The organism is Halomonas borealis (genome assembly GCF_004798905.1).
Lineage (GTDB): Bacteria > Pseudomonadota > Gammaproteobacteria > Pseudomonadales > Halomonadaceae > Halomonas > Halomonas borealis.
Window position 1 is genome coordinate 593,320 of the sequence record NZ_SDMO01000001.1, and the last position, 21,061, is coordinate 614,380.

Below are 21,061 nucleotides of genomic sequence, written 5' to 3' on the forward strand. Positions count from 1 at the left end.
CCGTTTCTCGGTGCGGCCTTTTGTCGTCGGGCGGCCATGCCATGAGCCTGGTGGCCGCCGCCCCGACAAGCCGGCCGGTACCCTCGAGGAACGCGTTGGCGTTAAGGTGGGCGCAGGCCGTCGCCATGCGTCAGAGCCGCCAGGAACGCATCGCTCGCCTCGCAGGAGCCGATCACCAGGGAGGAAACCGGCAGTGAATGAGCACAACGTGATCCGCGTGGAGGCGCTGTCGAAGACCTACGACAGCGGCTTCCAGGCCCTCAAGGACATCGACCTCGACATACGCCACGGCGAGATTTTCGCCCTGCTCGGCCCCAACGGGGCCGGCAAGACGACCCTGATCAGCGTGATCTGCGGCCTGGTCAATGCCAGTTCGGGCCGGGTGCGAGTGGCCGGACACGACAACGTCGTCGACTACCGCCAGGCTCGGCGCCTGATCGGCCTGGTGCCCCAGGAGCTGACCAGCGAGGCCTTCTCCACGGTGTGGGACACGGTAAGCTTCAGCCGCGGGCTGTTCGGCAAGCCGAAGGATCCTGCCCATATCGAGCGCGTCCTGACGTCGTTGTCGCTGTGGGACAAGCGCCGCAACCGCCTGATCACCCTGTCCGGCGGCATGAAGCGCCGGGTGCTGATCGCCAAGGCACTGGCCCATGAGCCCGAGATCCTGTTCCTCGACGAGCCCACCGCCGGGGTCGACGTGGAACTGCGCCGCGACATGTGGGAGGTAGTACGGGGGCTTCGCGAGCGCGGCGTGACCATCATCCTCACCACCCACTACATCGAGGAGGCCGAGGAGATGGCCGACCGCATCGGCGTGATTCGCGCGGGCGAACTGGTGCTGGTCGAGGAAAAACGCGAGTTGATGCGCAAGCTCGGCCGCAAGCAGCTGACCCTGCAACTGCGCGAGCCGCTCGAGCGCCTGCCGGATTCCCTCGACGCCTCCCGCCTGACCCTGGCCGACGACGGTCAGGCGCTGATCTACACCTACGATGCTCGTACCAACGGCGACGACGACCCCAGCGGCATCGCCGAGCTGCTCGCCGAGCTGGACGCCGCCGGCATCCACTTCAAGGACCTCCACACCCGGCAGAGCTCGCTGGAGGAGATCTTCGTCAACCTGGTCCGGGAGGCCCCATGAACCTGGAATCCGTGAAGACCCTCTACGTGGCCGAGATGTCACGCAGCCTGCGCACCGTGTTGCAGAGCATCATCTCGCCGGTGATCTCGACCTCGCTCTACTTCGTGGTGTTCGGCGCCGCCATCGGCACCCGTATCAGCGAGGTCGCGGGCGTCAGCTACGGCGCCTTCATCGTGCCCGGGCTGATCATGCTGATGCTGCTGACCCAGAGCGTCTCCAACGCCTCCTTCGGCATCTTCTTCCCGCGCTTCTCGGGTTCGATCTACGAGATCCTCTCGGCACCGGTCTCCTACTTCGAGGTGGTGCTAGGCTTCGTCGGCGCGGCGGCCACCAAGTCGGTGATCCTGGGGCTGATCGTGCTCGGCACGGCGAGCCTGTTCGTGCCCTTCTCGATCGCCCACCCTCTGGTGATGCTGCTGTTCCTGGTGCTCACCGCGCTGACCTTCAGCCTGCTCGGCTTCATCATCGGCATCTGGGCCGACGGCTTCGAGAAGCTGCAGCTGGTGCCGCTGCTGGTGATCACCCCGCTGACCTTCCTCGGCGGCACCTTCTACTCCATCGACATGCTCCCGCCCTTCTGGCAGGCGGTGACCCTGGCCAACCCGGTGGTCTACCTGGTCAGCGGCTTTCGCTGGAGCTTCTACGGCATGGGCGATGTCAGCATCTGGGCAAGCCTGGGGGTGATCGGACTGTTCCTGGCCAGTTCGCTGGCGGTGGTCAGCTGGATCTTCCGTAGCGGCTATCGCCTCAAGCCATGACCCTTCACGGGGAAGCCGCGAAGGGGGAGGCTGAGGTATCATCGCCGCCCTTCTCTTCATCCGAGCCGCGAGGTCCGTCATGCCGATCCTGCACAGCATCATCCACCGCATCGACAAGGGCGACGGCGAGGCACCGGCCCGCCTGGTGCCGGCCGAGGCGCCGCTGCCTGCGTCGGCGGCTCTCGACGACCTGCTGGCCGGGCTCAACGACGCCTATCACGGCAAGGCCAAGAACTGGGGCCGCTTCGCCGAGGACGAACCCGCTGCATTCCCCGCCGAGCTGGCAAGCTTCCTCGCCGGCGAGCGCGACTTCCCGAGCCTGACCCGCACGCTGGCCGAGCGCCTGACCCTGCTGATCGATGACCACCTGCCGGTCGGCGGCCACCTGTTGGTCGTCGACCATCGCCAGGGCGAGGCGCGCTACCTGATCCTCGCGCTGCTGCACCACCGCGACGGCTTCGGCATCGACGACACCCTCGGCGTGGTCCCCGCCCGCCAGCTCAATCTCACCCAGATGACGCTGGCCGCGCGCCTCGACATCAACCAGTGGCAAGGGGAATCGACCTCGCACCCCTACCTCTCCTGGACCCGCGACCGCGGCGGCAAGAAGCTGTCCGAGGCCTTCGCCGAGGCGCTCGGCGCACAGGAGAAGCGCGATGCCGGCGAGGAGACCCGCACCCTGCTCAAGGCCTTCAGCGATTACGTGGAACACGAGGACCTGCCCGAGGAAGCCAGCCGCGAGAAGACCGACGCCCTGGTCGACTACGCCAGCGAACAGGCCAAACTCGGCGAGCCGATCACCCTGGAGGATCTCTCCGAGCTGGTCGACGAGGAACGCCCCAAGGCCTTCTTCGAGCACATCCGCAACAGCGACTACGGGCTGAACCCGGAGATTCCGCCGGACAAGCGCACCCTGAACCAGTTCCGGCGCTTCACCGGCCGCGCCGCCGGCGTCTCGATCAGCTTCGACTCCCACCTGCTCGGCGCCGCCGTGGAGTACGACGAAGACGGCGACCGGCTGATCATCAAGAAGGTGCCGAACGGGCTGCGCGACCAGCTCAAGCAACACTGAGGAGACGCGGCGTGGCGCCTCACTCGCTCAAGGCCAGCCGCACGCCCAGGCCGATGAACAGCATGCCGAGCCCCCGCTCGAGCCAGGCTCCCAGGCGCCGCCGGTCACTCAGGGCAGCGACCAGCCGCGCCCCGAGCAGCACCAACGGCGGCTCGATCAACGCCGCGACGACGATGATCAGTGCCCCATGCAGGGCCAGCTGCAGGCTCGCCGGGCCGGCCCCGGCCACCACGAACTGAGGCAGGAAGGCGAGGAAGAAGATCGCCACCTTGGGGTTGAGCAACGCGATCAGCACGCCCTGGCGATAGATCGCCCCCGACCGGCGGCCATTAGCCGGCATCGCCGACGCCTCGCCACCGGCCCCTCGCAAGGCCTGCAGCCCGAGCCACACCAGATACGCCGCCCCGAGCCACTTCACCACCGAGAAGGCCAGCGCCGACGTGGCCAGGATGGCGGACAACCCCAGCGCCGCCATGACCACGTGCCCAGCGGCACCGCTCCACACGCCGAACATGGCGGCCATTCCGCCCCGCCGGCCATGGCGCGCGGTCTGACCGAGGATGAAGGCCATGTCGGGTCCCGGCGCGAGGTTCAGCAACACCGCGGCGGATAGGAAGGTCGCCCAGTGGGCCAGGGTATAGTCCAGCATTGGCAGGCATCTCGATGAGGGAAATCTGGATCACGCTACGCTAGGCCGGTTCGTTCACCGAGTCCAGCGCCCCGGCTTGAGCCCCCTCCCTGTCGGCGCATCGCCCTACCCTCGCCCCCACGTGGCGCCATCGGCAGCGACCCGCAGTACCTGGCTCACCCCGCCGTGGTCGAGACCCGACCGCCCAAGGATGCGTCACGCGACGCGGATCAGGCGAGGCGTGAGGTCGCCATACGACCCTCATCTATAGCCCAATAAGGCTATTATGTTGAAAAATAGCCTTGAGAAGCTATTCTTACCTCGCCAGCCGTCCCAGGAGAGCGCCCCATGGCCAACCATATCGCCGTGATCACCGGCGACATCATCGACTCACGCCGCCTCACGGACAGCCGGCGCCTGCATGGCCTGCTCGAATCCACCCTGACGGGCCTCGCCGAACGCTACGCAGGCGGCTATCAGCGCTACCGGGGCGATGGCTTCCAGCTCGCCCTCGACCGGGCCGAGGCGGCCCTGGACGCCGCCGTGGCGATACGCGCCGCGCTGATCGCCCACTCGGAGCCCGGACACCGCTGGGACGCTCGGCTGGCCGTCGCGATCGGCCAGGACACCTGGCGCCCCGGCGACGCGCTGGCCTCCGCCGATGGACCGGCCTTCATCGCCTCCGGCCGAGCGCTGGACGCCCTGTCCGAGGGCGACGCGCACCTCACCCTGAGCCACAATGAGGCCCCCGATGCGCCATGCCAGGCGCTGCTGCTTCGCCACCTGGACGCCCTGATCGATGGCTGGTCGCCACGCGCCGCCGAGGTCGTCGTCCTGCGCCTGGAAGGCGACCTGACCCAGCAGGCACTGGCCGAGCGGCTGGGTATCCGCCAGCCCAGCGTTCACAAGCGGTTGCGCGCCGCCCACTGGGGGCTGCTGGCCGACAGCCTGGCCCATTTCCGTGACACCCTGGGCGGCACCGGCCACACGCCTCCTGCACAAGAGGACACGACGCCATGACGCCCACGGCCGTGACGACGCTGCTCGCCCTGTTCATCGCCCACCTGGCCGGCGACTTCCTGCTACAGCCGCGACGCTGGGTCGAGGCCCGCCAACGCGACAAGGCCCGCGCCGCCGCCCTCTACCTGCATGCCGGGCTACACGGGCTGCTGGCACTGCTGGTGCTGGCCATCGCCGGCGTCGATCCGCTGGCCGCGGCGTCCTGGGCGCTGACCATCGCCGCGAGCCATGCGTTGATCGATCTGGGCAAGGCGCATCTGGACCCCGGGCGACTGTGCGGGTTCCTGGTCGACCAGGCCCTGCACCTGAGCGTGCTGCTGGGCGTCTGGCTGGCCTGGCAGGGCAGCCTGGCACCGCTTACCGCGGCGCTCGACTGGCTAGCCCGGCCCGAGGTGCTGAGCCATGCCCTGGCCTACCTGCTGGTCACCCGCCCCATGGCCATCGCCATCGCCCTGTCCATGCGTCCCTGGAGCGAGGAGGTCGGTGACCCCGGCACCTTGGTCGCCGCCGGGGCGCGCATCGGCATCCTCGAGCGGCTGCTGGTGCTGACGTTGGTGCTGCTCGACGAACTGACCGCGGTGGGCTTCCTGCTGACCGCCAAGTCGGTGCTGCGCTTCGGCGACCTGCGCGCCCGCCGCGACCGCAAGCTCACCGAATACGTGCTGCTGGGCACCCTGCTCAGCGTCACCGCCACCCTGGCGCTCGGCCTGGCGGTGCGCCAATTGCCCTGGGGAGGCTAGCCGGCTCGGCTAGGCGGCGTTAAACATCGGCTCAACATGCGCATATTGCCCCTCGTAAACGCCGCCTGTTGACGAGCGACATCCTGTCACTCGCTCTTCGCGCAGCAGGGCTGCCCGAATCGGCCATCCCTGCCGATTTGTCGCTGATGCTTGCCTTGCGCCCCACATGGATGTGGGATGTGGGATGTGGGAAGTGCGTGGCCCCGTCTGCAACGGGCCTGACCCCAACCTTCGCTCGTCGACGTCTCGGACACCGCCTACGGCCATGCGATACCTGCCACTGATCACCATGTTGATTCCCCTGCTGCTCGGCGGCTGCGCCGGCGTGGAGCGTCCCCCCGAGGCCGACGGCATCGCGATCGATGCGAGCCATCCGTCCAGCGCCCACTCCAGCCGGGTACGCTCGCTGGTGCTGCACTACACCGACGAGGACGAGGACACCTCGCTGGAGATTCTTTCCGGGCCACGGGTCAGCGCACACTACCTGGTGCCGCAGAGGCCCGACCGGGAACTCGGTGCGCCGAGGGTCTACCGCCTGGTCGACGAGTCGCGTCGCGCCTGGCACGCCGGTGCCAGCGCCTGGGCCGGTCGCACCCACCTCAACGACAGCTCGCTGGGCATCGAGCTGGTCAACGCGGGGCCGGACCGCGAGCCCGCCACGACGCCGCCTGGCGGCCCAGTCGCCTGGGCGCCCTTCCCCGATGCCCAGGTCGAGGCGCTGATCGCCCTGCTCAGGCAGCTGATCGAGCGCCACGATATTGCGCCGACCGACATCCTCAGCCATGCCGAGATCGCCCCCACGCGCAAGATCGACCCTGGGCCGGCCTTCCCCTGGCGCCGCCTGCACGCCGCCGGCATCGGCACCTGGCCGGCGGCGGCCGACGTGGCGCGCTTCCGCCACGCCTTCGCTGCGGACCCACCGACACTCGCCACCCTGCAACGGGCGCTGACGGCCTGGGGCTATACGGTGGCGCCCAGCGACGAACTCGACGCCGCGACCCGAGGCGTGCTGCGCGCCTTCCAGATGCGCTACCGACCCGCCGATCATCGTGGCCACCCGGATACCGAGACCGCCGCCCGGCTGTGGTCGCTGCTGGCACGCTATCGCCCCGAGGCGCTGTCCTCGCCGGCCCTCGCGGGGGCGACGCCGGGACCACCGGGGTAGTGGACGACATCATGGAAACGCGCCGCGCCCGCCCCCGGGTTGCGATAGGCATGGGGGCGGTCGGCGGCGAAGCGTAGCCCCTCCCCCACGGCCAGGCGTCGCCAGGCGCCATCCACGGCGACCTCCAGCTCGCCCTCGACCACCACCAGATGCTCCACCACGCCCGGGGCGTGGGGTGCCGACGCGCTGCTCGCCCCGGCGGCCAGGGTGACCACCAGCAGCTCGAAGCCGAGCGCAGGATCGAAGGCAAACAGCGGCAGCGCCGTCATGCCCGCGGCATCGCCACCCCCAGCGCCCCCTGTCACGACCTGGCGGGACGCGACGGTCGCCGCCTCGCCCCCCTCGACGAGCGTGGGTTCGAACAGGCTCGAGAACGGCACTCGAAAGCCGCTGGCGATCTTCCACAGCGTCGCCACGGTAGGGCTCGATTCGCCACGCTCGATCTGGCCCAGCATGGCCTTGCTGACCCCGGTCGCCTGGGCGGTGCGGTCGAGGCTCCAGCCCTCGGCGCGACGCAGCGCCCTGAGCCGCTCGACGATATGCTGCGAGATGTCCTGCATCGGCCACGGTTCTCCCGATCACATGCGATGAAAGGCTCCAGTGTAGCGCAGCGCCCGAGTTGTGCGCTATAACGCACGCTGCTAGGGTGCCGAAACCGTACGCTATCGCGCACAGCCGCCCGGAGCCTGCTGCATGTCAACGTCAAGTCGGCCAACGCCGAGCCCTGCCACCGCCACGCGGCCGTCGCTTGCGCGTGACAGCAGCCTGTCGACCCTGACCGCCGGCTTCATCGCCGTGCTGATCGGCTACTCCAGCTCGGCGGCGATCATCGTCCAGGCCGCCGAGGCGGCCGGTGCCAGTCAGGCCCAGATCGGCTCCTGGCTGTGGGCGCTGGGCATCGGCTCCGGCATCACGACGCTGGCCTTCTCGCTGCGCTACCGCATGCCGCTGCTCACCGCCTGGTCGACGCCCGGCGCGGCACTGCTCGCCACCAGCCTCCCGGGCTTGCCGATGAGCGAGGCCATCGGGGCCTTCCTGTTCTCGTCGCTGCTGATCACCCTGTGCGGGGCGAGCGGGCTGTTCGAGCGTGTGATGCAACGCCTCCCCCGCGCACTCGCCTCGGCCATGCTGGCCGGCGTGCTGCTGCGCTTCGGCCTCGATCTGGTGATGACCGTGGAACACCGGCTGGTGCTGCCGCTGGCGATGGCGACGACCTACCTGGTGGCCAAGCGGCTGTGGCCACGCTACGCCATCCCGCTGGTGCTGGCGGTGGGCGGCGTGGTGGCCCAGGGCCAGGGATTGCTCGATCTCGGTGCGGTCACCCCGGCGCTGACGGTGCCGACCGTCACGACGCCGAGCTTCGCGCTCGACACCCTGATCGGCGTCGGCATCCCGCTGTTCGCGGTGACCCTGGCCTCCCAGAACCTGCCCGGCGTCGCCGCCCTGCGTGCCGCCGGCTACCAGCCGCCGATCTCGCCGCTGGTCGGCGGCACCGGCCTGGCCGGGCTGGTCCTGGCGCCGTTCGGCGGCTTCGCCTTCAACCTGGCGGCGATCAGTGCCGCGGTCTGCCAGGGCCCGGAGGCGCATCCTGATCCACAGCGCCGCTACGCGGCGGGGGTCGCGGCGGGTGGCTTCTACCTGCTGCTGGGGCTGTTCGGCGCCACCGTCGGCTCGCTGTTCGCGGCGCTGCCCGGCGAGCTGGTGGTCGCCATCGCCGGACTGGCACTGCTGCCGACCCTCGGCGCGGCGCTGGCCGATGCGCTGAGCGATGCCACCCAGCGCGACGCCGCCTTGCTGACCTTCCTGGTCACCGCCTCGGGCGTCTCGCCGGGCGGCATCGGCGCAGCCTTCTGGGGCCTCGCAGCCGGGCTGGTGGCGCTGGCGATCGGTCACCGGCGTCATCCGCCCGGCCAGTGAACCACGTCCACCGGGCGCCGCTTTTGCCGCCACTGGCGCTTGATCGTACAATACGGCTCATAGCTGGGCGGCCTGCCCTATCTACCAGACTTTCGAGGACACCCCGGACCCATGCGCGCCAGCCAACTGTTGATCTCCACCCTCAAGGAAACTCCCGCCGATGCCGAGGTGGTCAGCCATCAGCTGATGCTGCGCTCGGGGATGATCCGCCGCCTGACCTCGGGGCTCTATACCTGGCTGCCGCTGGGCCTCAAGACCCTGCGCAAGGTCGAGCGCATCGTCCGCGAGGAGATGGACCGCGCCGGCGGCCAGGAAGTGCTGATGCCCGCCGTCCAGCCCGCCGAACTGTGGCAGGAGTCCGGCCGCTGGGAGCAGTACGGCCCGGAGCTGCTGCGCCTCAAGGACCGCCACGAGCGCGACTACTGCGTCGGCCCAACCCATGAGGAAGTGATCACCGACCTGGTGCGCAAGGAGATCGCCAGCTACAAGCAGCTGCCGGCCAGCTTCTACCAGATCCAGACCAAGTTCCGCGACGAGATCCGCCCGCGCTTCGGCGTGATGCGCTCCCGCGAGTTCGTCATGAAGGATGCCTACTCCTTCCACATCGACGAAGCCTCGCTGACGGACACCTATCAGGTGATGTATGACACCTACGTGCGCATCTTCACCCGCCTGGGGCTCGACTTCCGCCCGGTGATCGCCGACAACGGCTCCATCGGCGGCACCGGTTCCCACGAGTTCCATGTGCTGGCCGACTCCGGCGAGGACGACATCGTGTTCTCCGACGCCTCCGACTACGCCGCCAACATGGAGAAGGCCGAGGCGCTGGCGCCCCAGGGCGAGCGCGAGGCCCCCGGCGAGGAGCTGCGCCTGGTCGACACGCCCCACGCCAAGACCATCGCCGCGCTGGTCGAGCAGCACGGCCTGCCGATCGACAAGACCCTCAAGACGCTGATGGTGCACGGCGCCGAGGGCGGCCTGATCGCCCTGCTGGTGCGCGGCGATCACGAGCTCAACGAGGTCAAGGCCGAGAACCTGGCCGAGGTGGCGAGCCCGCTGACCATGGCCAGCGAGGATGAGATTCGCCAGGCGGCCGGCGCCGGCCCGGGCTCGCTGGGCCCGGTGAATCTCGACATGCCGATCGTCATCGACCGCAGCGTGGCGATGATGAGCGACTTCGGCGCCGGCGCCAACGTCGACGGCAAGCACTACTTCGGCATCAACTGGGAGCGCGACCTGGCGCTGCCCCGGGTCGCCGACCTGCGCAACGTGGTCGAGGGCGACCTCTCGCCGGACGGCCAGGGCACCCTCGCGATCAAACGCGGCATCGAGGTCGGCCATGTCTTCCAGCTCGGCCAGAAGTACAGCGAGGCGCTGGATGCCACCGTGCTCGACGACTCCGGCCGCGCCGCCCACCCGTGGATGGGCTGCTACGGTATCGGGGTGACCCGGGTCGTGGCCGCCGCCATCGAGCAGAATCATGACGACGGGGGCATCATCTGGCCGGACGCCATCGCGCCCTACCACATCACCGTGGTGCCGATGAACGCCCACAAGTCGCAACGCGTGCGCGAGGAAAGCGAACGCCTCCACGAAGAGCTCAGCGCCGCCGGCTTCGACGTGCTGCTCGACGATCGCGACCTGCGCCCCGGCGTGCGCTTCGCCGACCAGGAGCTGATGGGCATCCCCCATCGCCTGGTGGTCGGCGACCGCAGCCTGGACAAGGGAGAACTGGAATACAAGGGACGCCGTGACAGCGATGCCACCATGGTCCCCGCCGCGGACATCCTCACCTTCCTGCGCGAGAAGATCGACGCCTAGTCATCGCCGGCGCCTGACGGTCGCCCTGGCGGCGGCCGTCTCGCTGCTGCCGGTGGCGCCACTCGTCGCCCAACCTCTCGACGAGCGGCAAGGCGATGACTTCCTCGACGCCCTCCCCACGCGCCCGGCTCCGGACCGGGCGCCGCTGGTCAAGGCCCTGCCGCCGCTGCCGGCGACGCTACGCCCGACCCTGGAGGCCGCTCGGCAGATGCCGCGGGCGCCCGCCCAGGTGTGGGCGGCCCGTCAGTGGGTCAACGACATGGCGCCGCGCCTGACCCGCGAGGTGCCCGACCCCGAACGCCGCCGCACGCTGTTGACCCGCATCCACCAGGAAGCTCGCCTGGCCGGCCTGGCGCCGGCCTTGGTGCTGGCGGTGATCCAGGTAGAGAGCGCCTTCCGCGCCCAGGCGGTGTCCTCCGCCGGCGCCGTGGGGCTGATGCAGATCATGCCGTTCTGGGTGCATGAGCTGGGGCTGCCCGCCGACGACCTCGCGGCCCCCGGGCGCAACCTGCGCTACGGCTGTACCATCCTCGCCCACTACCTGGCGGTGGAAGACGGCGACCTGACCCGGGCGCTGGCCCGCTACCACGGCAGCCTGGGGCAGACCGACTACCCCGAGCGAGTGCTGGATGCCCTGGCCCGGCGTTGGCTGCCCGCCGGCTCCGGCCACCCGGAACGCTTGAGCGCCGGGCGCTGAGCGACACGCACTCGCCCAACGGCCCACGAGCCTTGGCATGGGGCGGCCTCGCTCACGCCGCCTCGACGGCGGCCACCAGACGACAGGCCGCCAGCCCCTCGAAGAGCGCCGACACGTCTGCCACCAGACGCCCACGTTCGACCTCGGGGAAGCGCGCCGCTAGCAGTGCCACGATCTCGTCGCCGGACAGTGTCTCCAGGCCCAGCAGGCGCCAGATGGCCGCGGCCAGGGCGCTGCAGGCATGCACGCCGCCGGCGTCATCGACCAGGAAGAGCTCATCGCCCAGCGGCACCTCGGCCGCCACCGGCGAGCGCCGCCAGACCGTCGCGGTGGCCGATGCGCCGATGCCGGACGGTTCCGCGGCCGGCGTCGGCGCCAGGCCCGCTTGCGGGTGGGGCGACACCTCGGGCGGCGCGTCCGTCATTCCCGTCACCACGGCCTGCAACGCCGCCAGCGGCTGGTCGTAACGCAACAGCCGGCAGGGCCGCTCGCGCAGGATCGGCAGCAACCGCTCGAGGCGCGCCGCCGGATCCCGGTCGTCTCCGGCCAGGCATTGCGCCAGCAGGCGCATTAGCCCCTTCCCCGACGAGAGCGGCGTCAGGCTCGGCGCCTCCAGGCCGGGCTGGCGATCCGGCATCACGATGGCTGCGATGGGCCGCCGCTCTCCGTGTGCGGCCAGGCGCCCGGCGCCCGGCGTCAGGTAGCCATAGCGCGCGTCCCGAACGCCCAGGTGGGCGGCCAGAAAGTCCATCAGTTCAGCCGGCAGGCCCTCCGGAAGCGGCAAGCGCAGACGCGGGGCGATCCCCAGGGCCATGCCCTGCCCATCGGGCATCAGCAGCAGGACATCATCGGCGAACACGCGATAGCCCGCGGCGGCGAAGCTCGCACACAGCAGGCTCTTGCCGGCACGATGGGTCGCCGGAAACACCACCAGCCGGCCATCGACTTCCACGGCGGCGGCGTGCAACCCCACCGCCTCGGGGCGAGCCGCCAGCGCTTCGGGGATCAGGTCGGCGATCAGCCCGCAGGTGGCCTCGGCGACGCCTGAGCATCGCGACGAGGGAATCTCCCCGTACGCCGCCCGATGATAGTCTCCGCCGTCTCGCCAGACCCTCAGCTCGCGCCCGGCCGTCTCCGACTCGAGCGCACAGGGCCAGCCCGGCAGGGCCGTGCGCAGCGCCTCGCCGAGCCGTGGCGCATCGTGCAGGCGCACGGCGACCTCGAGCCCGGCCGGCCGCAGGGTCTCGATGCACTCGCCCATCACCAACGGCTGGGATGGCTGAAGCTAGGATGGCTGAAGCTGGGGCGGCTATGGCTGGGCCGCGAGTGACGGTGATGCTTGTGATGACGATGCTTGTGGTGGCGATCGCGATGACGCCGATGCTCGCGGTAGTCATCGACGTAGCGGCGCTCGTGGGCCCGCGGCTCGCTCTCGTAGACGATGCGCCAGCGACCATCGTCCCAGCCGTCGGCCTGGGCCTGGCCGAAGCTGGTCAGGGTCGGCGCCGCATAGGCGGCGAGGCCGGCCAGGCCGAGCGCCGCCAGCAGGCGCCGGCGTCGAGGCCCCAGCGCAGAAGAGGCTTCCTTGTCATGCATGAGCAGGCTTCCTGATGGACAGTGATGCCCTAGCCTACCCGCCGCGGCCGGCGACGGCGCGCCCGCGGCCCCGACTTGCGCGAACGCTGCATATTGGCGCGTGCCGCGTCGTCGGGCGACGACGGCGCCTGCCCTCAGCCGGCGACACCGGCCCATGGCCCGGCGTTAGACGACCTTCTTGTCTTCCACCTGGTCCGCGGTGGTGCCCGGCGGCAGCGGGTGGCCCTTGGCGAGCTCCGCCCGGGTGGCCTCGCGCACCTCGAGCACCTTCAGGCGATAGTGCAGGGTCCGGCCGGCCAGCGGATGATTGGTGTCGACGCGCACGCTGTGATCGTCCACCTCGAGCACGGTGACGATCTCCGGGCCGTCGTCGCCGCGCGTCTGGAAGCACATGCCCGGCGCAAGGTCGGGCACCGGGAAGGCGTCGCGGCCGACCTCGCGGACCAACGCCTCGTCGCGCCGACCATAGGCCTCGTCGGGCGTCAGGGTCGCGTCGAGCTCGGCCCCGACCTCATGACCGGCCAGGGCCCGTTCGAGCCCGGCCATCAGGTTGTCATGGCCGTGCAGGTAGTCGAGCGGGGTCTGGCGGGCACGGGAATCGTCGAGGACCTGGCCGTCCTCGTCGCTCAGCACGTAATGCAGGGACACGACCCGCTGGGGGGCGATGGTCATGGGACCTCCGGTTACCGGGAATGAAAATTCAGGAGAGTGGCATCAGTCGCGACGCCGCAGGCGGGAGACGGGCATCTCCAGGCGCTGCTGTTGATGCAGCATGTTGAGCAGCACGATGGCGCGTTCCTCGCCCTTGTGGCTGGCGAAGATCGCCTGGAGGTCCTGGAAGGGCCCTTCGGTGATCTCCACCGCCTCGCCGGCGCGGAAGTAGACATGGGCGCTTGCGTCATCGTCCTGGCTCGCCTGGCGACGCAGCGTGGTCACCAGCTCATCGCCGATCGGCACCGGCATGCCGCCGCCGAAGGTGACGAGCTTGAGAACGCCTCGCGTCGAGCGGATCGGGCGCCAGTTGCTGACCAGGCGATCGAGGTGGATGAACAGGTAATAGGGGAAGAGCGGCTCGGTCACCCATGCGAGCTTGCCGCCGCGCTTCTTCTGCACCTCCAGCACCGGGTGGAAGACCTCATAGCCCTGGTTGCCGAGATGCTCGGCGGCCCGAAAGGACTCGCCGCCCTTGCACTGGATGGCATACCAGCGGGGCACCGCATCGTCGGCGGTCTCGAGAGAAGGGTCGTCGTCACACATGTCGTCGAACGTCTCTGGCTGGTGTCGGCGCCGGGGCTCTGCAACAATCGGCGGCGCGCGCCGCCCGTGTCGACAGACCCCGATAGAGGCCGCCATCTTACCATCGATGGCTCGGTGCGTGGCCTGCCCACCGCAAGGAGAGCCCCGTCATGCCGACCCCCAACGCGCCCCGCAGCTGGCGCAGTGCCCTGTCGGTCTATCTGCACGCCCCGGTGCTGACCATGCTGTTCCTGGGCTTCTCGGCGGGCCTGCCCTTCTTGCTGGTATTCTCGACCCTCTCGGCCTGGTTGCGAAGCGACGGCGTCGAGGTGGCGGCGATCGGCTTCTTCGCCTGGATCGGCATCCTCTACTCGATCAAGTTCTTCTGGGCACCGGTGGTCGATCGCCTGGCGCTACCCGGCCTGACGCGCTGGCTCGGACAGCGCCGCGGCTGGATGCTGCTGGCCCAGGCCATGATCGCCGCCGGCCTGGCCGGGCTCGCCGGTCTGGACCCGATGAGCCCGCTGCCCCCGGTCGCCGCCGAGCTGGCCTCGCTGGTGGGCCTCGACCCCATGACCCAGCTGCCGTTGGTCGCCCTCTTCGCGCTGCTGGTGGCCTTCGGCTCGGCGACCCAGGATATCGCCATCGACGCCTTTCGCATCGAGTCGGCGCCGGGCGATATGCAGGCGGCCATGGCCTCCACCTACATCATCGGCTACCGCGGCGGGCTGATCGCCGCCGGCGCCGGCGCGCTCTACCTGGCGTCGCTGGTCTCCTGGCACGCCGCCTACCTGGCGATGGCGGCGCTGATGGCGGTGGGCATGGTGACGGTGCTGATGCGCCCCGAGCCCGAGCGCCTGGCGCTCGAAACCCAGCTGATCCACGAGCCACGGGTGCGCGCCTTCCTGCGCGCCAGCCGCGGCCGGCCGGCCTGGCTGCGCCGCCTGGGCGCCTGGGTGATCGGCGCGGTGGTCTGCCCGTTTACCGACTTCTTCACCCGCCACGGGGTGAAGGCGCTATGGCTGCTGGCCTTCGTGGCGGTGTTCCGGATCAGCGACCTGGCCATGGCCTCGATGGCCAACCCGCTGTATATCGACCTGGGGTTCAGCCTGGAGGCCATCGCCAGCATCACCAACATCTTCGGTATCGCCATGAGCATCGGCGGCGGCCTGCTGGGCGGCCTGCTGGTGGCGCGTTACGGGGTGGGGCCGATCCTGATCCTCGGCGCCTGCGCCACCGCCCTGACCAATCTGCTGTTCGTAGCCCTTGCGCTTGCCGGCGACAGCCTGCCGATGCTGGTCGCCACCATCATCGGCGACAACCTCTCCAACGGCCTGGCCAGCGCGGTGTTCATCGCCTTCCTCTCGGGACTGACCTCAAAGGCCTACACCGCCACCCAGTACGCGCTGTTCTCCTCGTTGATGACGCTGCCCGGCAAGTTCCTCAGCGGCTTCGGCGGCCTGGTCGTCGACACCCACGGTTATGCAGATTTCTTCCTCGCCGCCTCGGTGCTGGGCCTACCGGCCATCGCCCTGGCCGTCTGGGTCAGCCGCGACCGGCGCCTGGCGCCGGCCCCGACAACGGCCTGACGGCCCTCAGCGGGGCAGGCGTTCGGTGATCCACCCAAGCGCGCCCGGGGTGGTGCGCCACTGGTCTCGCATCAGGGTGCGGTATTGCCAGGCCTCGGCCCGTGAACCGGGGGCCGCGGCGCCATCGCTCGACGAGCTCGCCGGGCGCGGGTTCTCGGCACACAGCAACGCCAGGGCATAGCCATTGTGGTGGTGCGACTCGCTCAGCGCCTCGGCCGCCTCGTCGACGCGCTCCAGGCGATAGAGTGCCAGCACCCGGCCCATCAGCAGGCCCAGCACCGCCTCATCCTCGGACGGCAAGGCCAGCGCCGACTCGCTCAGGCTCAGCGCCTCGTCGTCGCGCCCCTCGCGCAGCAGCTGGTCGAGCACCAGCTCACGCAGCCCCAGGCTGTCGCGGTCATCAAGCTCGAGCAGTCGCTCGGCCAACCGCCGCGAACGCCGCCGGGCGCCGCGCTCCATGCCGACCACCAGCGCCAGGCCGGTGCGCAGCAGCACGGCATTGTCGGCACCCTCCCAGCCCAGCGACGCCTCGCCGGATGACGCCTCGCCGGATGACGCCTCGCCGGCTTCCCGGGCCTGGTCCAGCCAATGCTCCAGGCGCTCGGCCAGCGGCTCGAAGAGGCTCGGCGCCATCCAGGGCAGGCTGCCGAAGCGGCTGGTCAGCGCCAGCGCCAGCGACTGCATCACCGCCGGCGCGTCCAGCCACTCGGGATGGGCGCACAGCGCCGGCAGCCATTCGCCGGCGCCCTGCCAGGGGTCGTCGTCGAAGCCCAGCGGCGCCTCGTTCTGGACCTCGGCCGGGAAGACCGCGCGGAAGGCGGCATAGAGCGTGTCTTCCCGGGCGCTGCGATGGTAGGTCAGCTGGCCATCCTCGGCGCGCACATCCAGCCGCGGCGCCTCATCCAGCGACTCGAACAGCGACTGCAGGGCGACCAGCGGCTCGCCCAGGTCCTCCTCGGCGTTGAGCAGCTGCTCGGCCAGGGTCGCCCCGGGATTCTCGGCCAGGTCGGCGAGGAACTGCAGCTGATCGGGGTCGAGATCCCCCTGACGGGACAGCCGGCGGAACCAGAACCGCGAGCGCTCGCGGGCCTCGTCCTCGTGGCCTTCGTGGAGCAGCAGCATGGCCTCGATGTAGGCCAGGGTCGGCGAGTCGGGCAGCGCCTGCTGGGCACGCACGAAGGCCGCCCGGGCGCTGTCCAGGTCGTCGTTATCGAGATGCAGCAGGCACAGCCGCTCGAGGGCCACGCCGCGCAAGAACAGCGGCCCACGATCGAAAACCGCGTCGAGCAGCGCCTCCCGCTTGCGGTGGAAACCGCGCTCCTGGTAGAGGTCGACGAGGATCTCGAAGGCCGGCTCGGCCTGCTCCGGCAGGCGCGACCAGTCGGCGGTCTCGAACAGCGACTCGAGGATCTGCTGGGCACGGCCGCGCTGGCCGGCCTCGGCGGCGATCAGGCCGGCCTCGAGCAGTGCCTGGGCGGGAGCCTGACCGCTGGCCAGCGCGGCCTTGAGGGTGTCACCCTTCCATTCGCGCAACGACAGCATCCACATCAGGTGGTCGGGCACGTCGCCGGGCAGGCTGACGGCACCGCAGCAGTGCTTGGTCTTGCGTCCGGAATCACACCAGCAGGGCTCGTTACGCCCCGGTCGGGCCAGCGTCTCGCAGGCGAAATCCAGCCGGGCCAGCGGCGTCTTCGACCACAGTTCCGGGGCCAACGCCTGTGCCAGCGCCGGGTCGCCGGTCAGCTTGGGGCCTTCCTCGCGGGCCCAGGCCATCAGCGTCGGATAACGCTCATCTTCGCGAATCGCCTTGAGGGCGCCCGAGGCGAACCCCAGCAGCTGTTCTACCCATACCGCCAGCATGGCCGTCTCCCCTACCGAAAAAGCGCACAGTCTACCAGCCGCAGGCCGACCTGGCAGCCGCTCCGCGCCACACCCCGCCCCGCGCCCCCGTGACAGGCCCGCCACCGGGCTCGTCCCGTTTGCCCCTGGCGACCCGCGACAAATACTGTAAGAATCCCCATACATTGCACGCCGCCGACGAGGTCCCATGCGCCTGATCATCGCCGAGAAACCCAGCCTGGCCCGGGCCATCGCCGAGGCCCTGCCCGCCGCCGCCCGCCGCGAGGATGGCGCCCTGGTGGCCGGCGACACCACGGTCACCTGGTGCCTCGGCCATCTGCTGGAGCAGGCCCCGCCGGAGGCCTACGACCCTGCCCTCAAGAGCTGGCGCCTCGACACCCTGCCGATCCTCCCCGAACGCTGGAGGCTCACGCCACGGCCCAAGGCCCGAGGGCAGATCGCGGTGATCCGCCGGCTGCTCAAGCAGGCCGACGAGGTGGTGCATGCCGGCGACCCCGACCGCGAGGGTCAGCTGCTGGTCCAGGAGGTCATCGAGCATCTGGGCTGGAAGGGGGCGGTGGCACGGCTACTGGTCAACGACCTCAACGCCCCGGCGGTCAAGCGTGCACTCGCGCGGCTCGAGGACAACGCCCGCTATGCGCCGCTCTACCGGGCCGCCCAGGCACGTTCCCGAGCCGACTGGCTGTACGGCATCAACCTGACCCGCGCCTGGACCCTGATCGGCCGCCAGGCCGGCCACGACGGCGTGCTCTCGGTGGGCCGGGTGCAGACCCCGGTGCTAGGCCTGGTGGTGCGTCGCGACGCCGAGATCCGCGACTTCACGCCCAAGCCCTTCTATGTACTGTGGGCCGACCTGGGCCTCGCCCGCGGCCGACTGCGCGCCTGGTGGGCGCCCGGCGAAGGCCATCGCCTGGACGACCAGGGCCGGCTGCTCGAACGCGCCCCCGCGGCCGCCCTGGCCGAGCGTCTGCCCGGCGCCGAGGGCCGCCTGAGCGAGCTCGAACGCCGCGACAAGCGCCAGGCCGCCCCCCTGCCTTACTCGCTGTCTGCCCTGCAGGTGGATGCCGCCCGACGCCATGGACTCTCGGCCAAGGCGGTGCTGGATATCTGCCAGCGCCTCTACGAACGCCATCAGCTGATCACCTATCCGCGCTCGGACTGCCGCTACCTGCCCGAGGAGCACTGGGCGGGCGCCCGGCGCACCCTGGAAGGGGCCTGCGCCGCCGACGACACCCTGCGTGGCTGGCTGGCCGGCGCCGACTTCACCAAGCGCTCCAAGGCCTGGAACGACAAACAGGTCGGTGCCCACCACGCGCTGTCGCCCACCGGCAAGGCCGCCGATCCGAGCAAGCTGTCGCGCCAGGAGGCCGACGTCTTCCGGCTGATCGCGCGCAACGTGCTGGCCCAGTTCTATCCGCCGCTTGCCACCCGTGAGGTGAAGGCCGAGTTCACGATCGTGGGTGAAGTCTTCCGCGCCCGCGGCCAGGAGATCCTCGACGCCGGCTGGAAGCCGCTTTTCACCACGCGCGACGAGGCGCCTCCGCTACCGCCGCTCGACGAAGGCGAGGCGTGCCGCGTCGAGGACAGCGGCGTGGAGGACCGCGAGACTCGCCCGCCCGAGCCCTTCACCGATGCCAGCCTGATCAAGGCGATGATGAACATCGCCCGCTACGTGGACGACCCGGCGGTGCGCCGCACCCTGCGTGATGCCGACGGCCTGGGCACCGAGGCCACCCGCGCCGGCATCCTCGAGACCCTGGAGACCCGCGGCTACCTGGTGCGCGAGGGTAAGGCCCTGCGCGCCACCCGCCTGGGCGACGCGTTGATCGCCTCGCTGCCCGAGGCCGTGGGACGGCCGGAACGCACCGCCTTGTGGGAACAACGCCTCGCCGCCATCGCCGAGGGCGGCGATGCGCCGGCGCCCTTCCTCGAGGCGCTGGTACATGACCTGCGCGACCTCCTGGGCCACGCCGATGCCGCCCGCATGCACCAGGCGCTGGCCGGTGCCAGAGGCCTCGAACCGGCGGCCCGCGCGAAGTCGGGAAAGCCCGGCTCCCGGACGCGTCGCCAGGCCGGGCAAAGGAAAAAGGCCGGCGGCAAGACGCCCCGCCAGCGCGGCGGCACGAGCGACACAGGGAAAGGCGCCAAGACCGGCGCACGACGCAAACGGAGCCCGTCGACATGAGCCCACTGATCCTCGGCCCCGGCGCGCTGGGGCGCTTGCTCGCCCTGAGTCTCACCGGGCTGGGCCCGGTGATGTTGGTCGGCCGCCGCGCCCTACCGTCTCGACAGACGCTGACCACCCCGGACGGCGAGCGGCAAACACGCCAGCTCTGGACCGTCACGACCCTCCCACTGAGCGATTCGCTCGCCGCGCAGGCCGAGGCCGTGCACCTGACCACCAAGGCCTATGCCGCCGAGGCCGCCTTCGACGCGATCGCCTCGCGACTCGCCCCGGACACACCGCTGATCCTGTGGCAGAACGGCGTCGGCGCCCAGCAACGGCTGAGCGAGCGCTGGAGCGGCCCGGTGCTGTGCGCCAGCACCACCGAAGGCGCCTTTTTGTCCGGCGACGCCGGCGTCGTGCATGCCGGTCGGGGGCATACCTGGCTTGGCGATCTGGCCGGCCGCCACACCCGGCTCGCCGGCGAGATCGCCGCCCGACTGAGCGCCGCGGGGCTCGCGACGACCGCCGTCGATGACATCCGCGTGCGGTTATGGCACAAGCTCGCCGTCAATGCCGCCATCAACCCGCTGGTGGCCCGCTTCCGCATCCGCAACGGACAGTTGCGCGACCGCCCCTTCCGCCCCATGGTCGAGGCCACGATCGACGAGATCGCCACCGTGATGCGCGCCGAGGGCATCGCTGCACCACCCGCAGGCTGGTCGGCTCTGGTCTGGTCGGTGATATCCTCGACCGCCAACAACCGCGCCTCGATGCTCCAGGACGTGCTGGCCGGCCGCCCCACCGAGCACGAGGCGATCCTCGGCTCGCTGCTCGCCGCCGGCGCCCGCCATGGCCTGGCGACACCGCGGCTCGCCGCGCTGCATGCCCGGCTGGATGGCCTGAGCACCCGACGATGACCCAAGACCTGGCCGTGTCGCATATCGCCTGCTAGCCTCATGATATTGAAGAAGCCGACGAGCCTGTCCACCCGACCCGACCGATGACGACTCCCACACCCCCGCGCTCGCTGCTGATCGCCCTGCCGCTGCTCCTCACCTTCTGCGCCGTGCCGGCCCTAGCCGACGCCGACGAGCCCGCCTATGCCGGCGATGCCGCCGGTCTCGCCCGCCTCGACAACGGCGTGCAGCTACTGGGAGGCGACCTGGAGAGCCCCGACGGCATGATCTCGGGGTTTCGCCTCACCGCAGGCCTCTCGCCGCAGGGGCTGCCGAGCTTCGATGTCGGCGCCGAGATCCGCTATCAGGAGAGTCATGATGTCCTGGTGTCCGGCGAGACCCTGCTCGACACCACCAGCCTCGGCGGCAGCCTGTTGGCCGGGGTGCGCTTCGGCCGGCTCGGCCTCTACGCCAAGTCGGGGCTCGCCGGCTGGCAGGGCAAGGCCGCCGGCGGCCAGGCCCCCGAGCTCTCCGAGGGCGGCCTGACGCGGATCGACGGCTTCGGTGCGCGGCTCGGCTTCGCCGACGACTGGATCAGCCGGCTGGAAGTGGAGCGCGTCGACGATCCCACGCTTGCGCACCTCAACATGGTCACCGCCTCGATCCAGCTGCCCTTCTAGGCGCCGAGCTGCAGCGTGAAACCGCACGCAAAAAAGAAAACCCCGAAGGCCTCGGCCTCGGGGGTTTCTTGTCGCTCGGCG

20 protein-coding genes are annotated in these 21,061 nt (G+C 70.4%); 13 read left to right on the forward strand and 7 right to left on the reverse strand.

Annotated elements, in window-relative coordinates; translation table 11 throughout:
- The first annotated feature begins 193 nt into the window (after positions 1–193).
- The 3 genes from ETC07_RS02860 to ETC07_RS02870 all read left to right on the forward strand — a co-directional run bounded on the left by ETC07_RS02860 (position 194) and on the right by ETC07_RS02870 (position 2,968).
- The gene (locus ETC07_RS02860) at positions 194–1,138 is read left to right on the forward strand and encodes an ABC transporter ATP-binding protein (RefSeq protein ID WP_136246975.1); all 945 of its coding nucleotides are present in this window, start codon (positions 194–196) and stop codon (positions 1,136–1,138) included.
- The gene (locus ETC07_RS02865) at positions 1,135–1,896 is read left to right on the forward strand and encodes an ABC transporter permease (protein ID WP_136246976.1); all 762 of its coding nucleotides are present in this window, start codon (positions 1,135–1,137) and stop codon (positions 1,894–1,896) included. The genes ETC07_RS02860 and ETC07_RS02865 overlap by 4 nt, the downstream gene beginning before the upstream one ends.
- A 79-nt stretch (positions 1,897–1,975) precedes the next feature.
- Positions 1,976–2,968 carry a nucleoid-associated protein gene (locus tag ETC07_RS02870; RefSeq protein ID WP_136246977.1) on the forward strand — a complete coding sequence of 331 codons (993 nt, stop codon included), beginning with the start codon at positions 1,976–1,978 and terminating at the stop codon, positions 2,966–2,968.
- A gap of 19 nt (positions 2,969–2,987) precedes the next feature.
- Here ETC07_RS02870 and ETC07_RS02875 read toward each other — a convergent pair whose 3' ends face one another.
- The gene (locus ETC07_RS02875) at positions 2,988–3,617 is read right to left on the reverse strand and encodes a LysE family translocator (protein ID WP_136246978.1); all 630 of its coding nucleotides are present in this window, start codon (positions 3,615–3,617) and stop codon (positions 2,988–2,990) included.
- A 327-nt stretch (positions 3,618–3,944) separates the two neighbouring features.
- Between ETC07_RS02875 and ETC07_RS02880 the strand changes: the two genes are divergently transcribed.
- From ETC07_RS02880 to ETC07_RS02890, 3 genes are all read left to right on the forward strand, one after another.
- On the forward strand, positions 3,945–4,616 hold the full coding sequence (locus ETC07_RS02880; RefSeq protein WP_136246979.1) for a sigma-70 family RNA polymerase sigma factor: 672 nt from the start codon (positions 3,945–3,947) through the stop codon (positions 4,614–4,616).
- On the forward strand, positions 4,613–5,356 hold the full coding sequence (locus tag ETC07_RS02885) for a DUF3307 domain-containing protein (RefSeq protein WP_136246980.1): 744 nt from the start codon (positions 4,613–4,615) through the stop codon (positions 5,354–5,356). The genes ETC07_RS02880 and ETC07_RS02885 overlap by 4 nt, the downstream gene beginning before the upstream one ends.
- 265 nt (positions 5,357–5,621) lie before the next feature.
- Complete coding sequence (locus tag ETC07_RS02890; protein WP_240724535.1) at positions 5,622–6,521, forward strand: N-acetylmuramoyl-L-alanine amidase; 900 nt, start codon at positions 5,622–5,624, stop codon at positions 6,519–6,521.
- On the opposite strand, the gene ETC07_RS02895 is transcribed toward ETC07_RS02890, so the two are convergent.
- A complete protein-coding gene (locus tag ETC07_RS02895) occupies positions 6,458–7,081 on the reverse strand; it encodes a helix-turn-helix domain-containing protein (RefSeq protein WP_136246981.1) in 624 nt (207 codons plus the stop codon). The two genes, ETC07_RS02890 and ETC07_RS02895, sit on opposite strands and share 64 nt — an antisense overlap.
- Positions 7,082–7,214: 133 nt before the next feature.
- Between ETC07_RS02895 and ETC07_RS02900 the strand changes: the two genes are divergently transcribed.
- The 3 genes from ETC07_RS02900 to ETC07_RS02910 all read left to right on the forward strand — a co-directional run bounded on the left by ETC07_RS02900 (position 7,215) and on the right by ETC07_RS02910 (position 10,956).
- Positions 7,215–8,438, forward strand: a complete 1,224-nt coding sequence (locus ETC07_RS02900) for a benzoate/H(+) symporter BenE family transporter (RefSeq protein ID WP_136246982.1) — start codon at positions 7,215–7,217, stop codon at positions 8,436–8,438.
- A gap of 111 nt (positions 8,439–8,549) precedes the next feature.
- A complete protein-coding gene (locus tag ETC07_RS02905) occupies positions 8,550–10,259 on the forward strand; it encodes a proline--tRNA ligase (protein WP_136246983.1) in 1,710 nt (569 codons plus the stop codon).
- Positions 10,198–10,956, forward strand: a complete 759-nt coding sequence (locus tag ETC07_RS02910) for a lytic transglycosylase domain-containing protein (protein WP_306462085.1) — start codon at positions 10,198–10,200, stop codon at positions 10,954–10,956. Before ETC07_RS02905 ends, ETC07_RS02910 begins: the two co-directional genes overlap by 62 nt.
- Positions 10,957–11,008: 52 nt before the next feature.
- Here ETC07_RS02910 and ETC07_RS02915 read toward each other — a convergent pair whose 3' ends face one another.
- The 4 genes from ETC07_RS02915 to rfaH all read right to left on the reverse strand — a co-directional run bounded on the left by ETC07_RS02915 (position 11,009) and on the right by rfaH (position 13,809).
- Positions 11,009–12,217, reverse strand: a complete 1,209-nt coding sequence (locus tag ETC07_RS02915) for a PqqD family peptide modification chaperone (RefSeq protein WP_136246984.1) — start codon at positions 12,215–12,217, stop codon at positions 11,009–11,011.
- Positions 12,217–12,552 carry a hypothetical protein gene (locus tag ETC07_RS02920; protein ID WP_136246985.1) on the reverse strand — a complete coding sequence of 112 codons (336 nt, stop codon included), beginning with the start codon at positions 12,550–12,552 and terminating at the stop codon, positions 12,217–12,219. The genes ETC07_RS02915 and ETC07_RS02920 overlap by 1 nt, the downstream gene beginning before the upstream one ends.
- Positions 12,553–12,717: 165 nt before the next feature.
- Positions 12,718–13,224, reverse strand: coding sequence for an FKBP-type peptidyl-prolyl cis-trans isomerase (locus ETC07_RS02925; protein WP_136246986.1), 507 nt, complete (start codon positions 13,222–13,224; stop codon positions 12,718–12,720).
- 42 nt (positions 13,225–13,266) lie between these two features.
- Positions 13,267–13,809 (reverse strand): transcription/translation regulatory transformer protein RfaH, encoded by a 543-nt coding sequence (gene rfaH / locus ETC07_RS02930; RefSeq protein ID WP_136246987.1) that lies wholly within the window; start codon positions 13,807–13,809, stop codon positions 13,267–13,269.
- Positions 13,810–13,958: 149 nt separating this feature from the next.
- Between rfaH and ETC07_RS02935 the strand changes: the two genes are divergently transcribed.
- Positions 13,959–15,377, forward strand: coding sequence for an AmpG family muropeptide MFS transporter (locus ETC07_RS02935; protein ID WP_136246988.1), 1,419 nt, complete (start codon positions 13,959–13,961; stop codon positions 15,375–15,377).
- A 6-nt stretch (positions 15,378–15,383) separates the two neighbouring features.
- Here the strand turns inward: ETC07_RS02935 and ETC07_RS02940 are convergent, their stop codons facing one another.
- On the reverse strand, positions 15,384–17,237 hold the full coding sequence (locus ETC07_RS02940; RefSeq protein ID WP_136246989.1) for an SEC-C domain-containing protein: 1,854 nt from the start codon (positions 17,235–17,237) through the stop codon (positions 15,384–15,386).
- Positions 17,238–17,424: 187 nt separating this feature from the next.
- Between ETC07_RS02940 and ETC07_RS02945 the strand changes: the two genes are divergently transcribed.
- The 3 genes from ETC07_RS02945 (at position 17,425) to ETC07_RS02955 (ending at position 20,980) form a co-directional block, all read left to right on the forward strand.
- Positions 17,425–19,422: a DNA topoisomerase III gene (locus ETC07_RS02945; RefSeq protein ID WP_136246990.1), complete on the forward strand. Its 1,998-nt coding sequence runs from the start codon at positions 17,425–17,427 to the stop codon at positions 19,420–19,422.
- Positions 19,419–20,321 carry a ketopantoate reductase family protein gene (locus ETC07_RS02950; RefSeq protein ID WP_136246991.1) on the forward strand — a complete coding sequence of 301 codons (903 nt, stop codon included), beginning with the start codon at positions 19,419–19,421 and terminating at the stop codon, positions 20,319–20,321. The genes ETC07_RS02945 and ETC07_RS02950 overlap by 4 nt, the downstream gene beginning before the upstream one ends.
- 83 nt (positions 20,322–20,404) lie before the next feature.
- Complete coding sequence (locus ETC07_RS02955) at positions 20,405–20,980, forward strand: hypothetical protein (RefSeq protein ID WP_205742492.1); 576 nt, start codon at positions 20,405–20,407, stop codon at positions 20,978–20,980.
- The last annotated feature ends 81 nt before the right edge of the window (positions 20,981–21,061 follow it).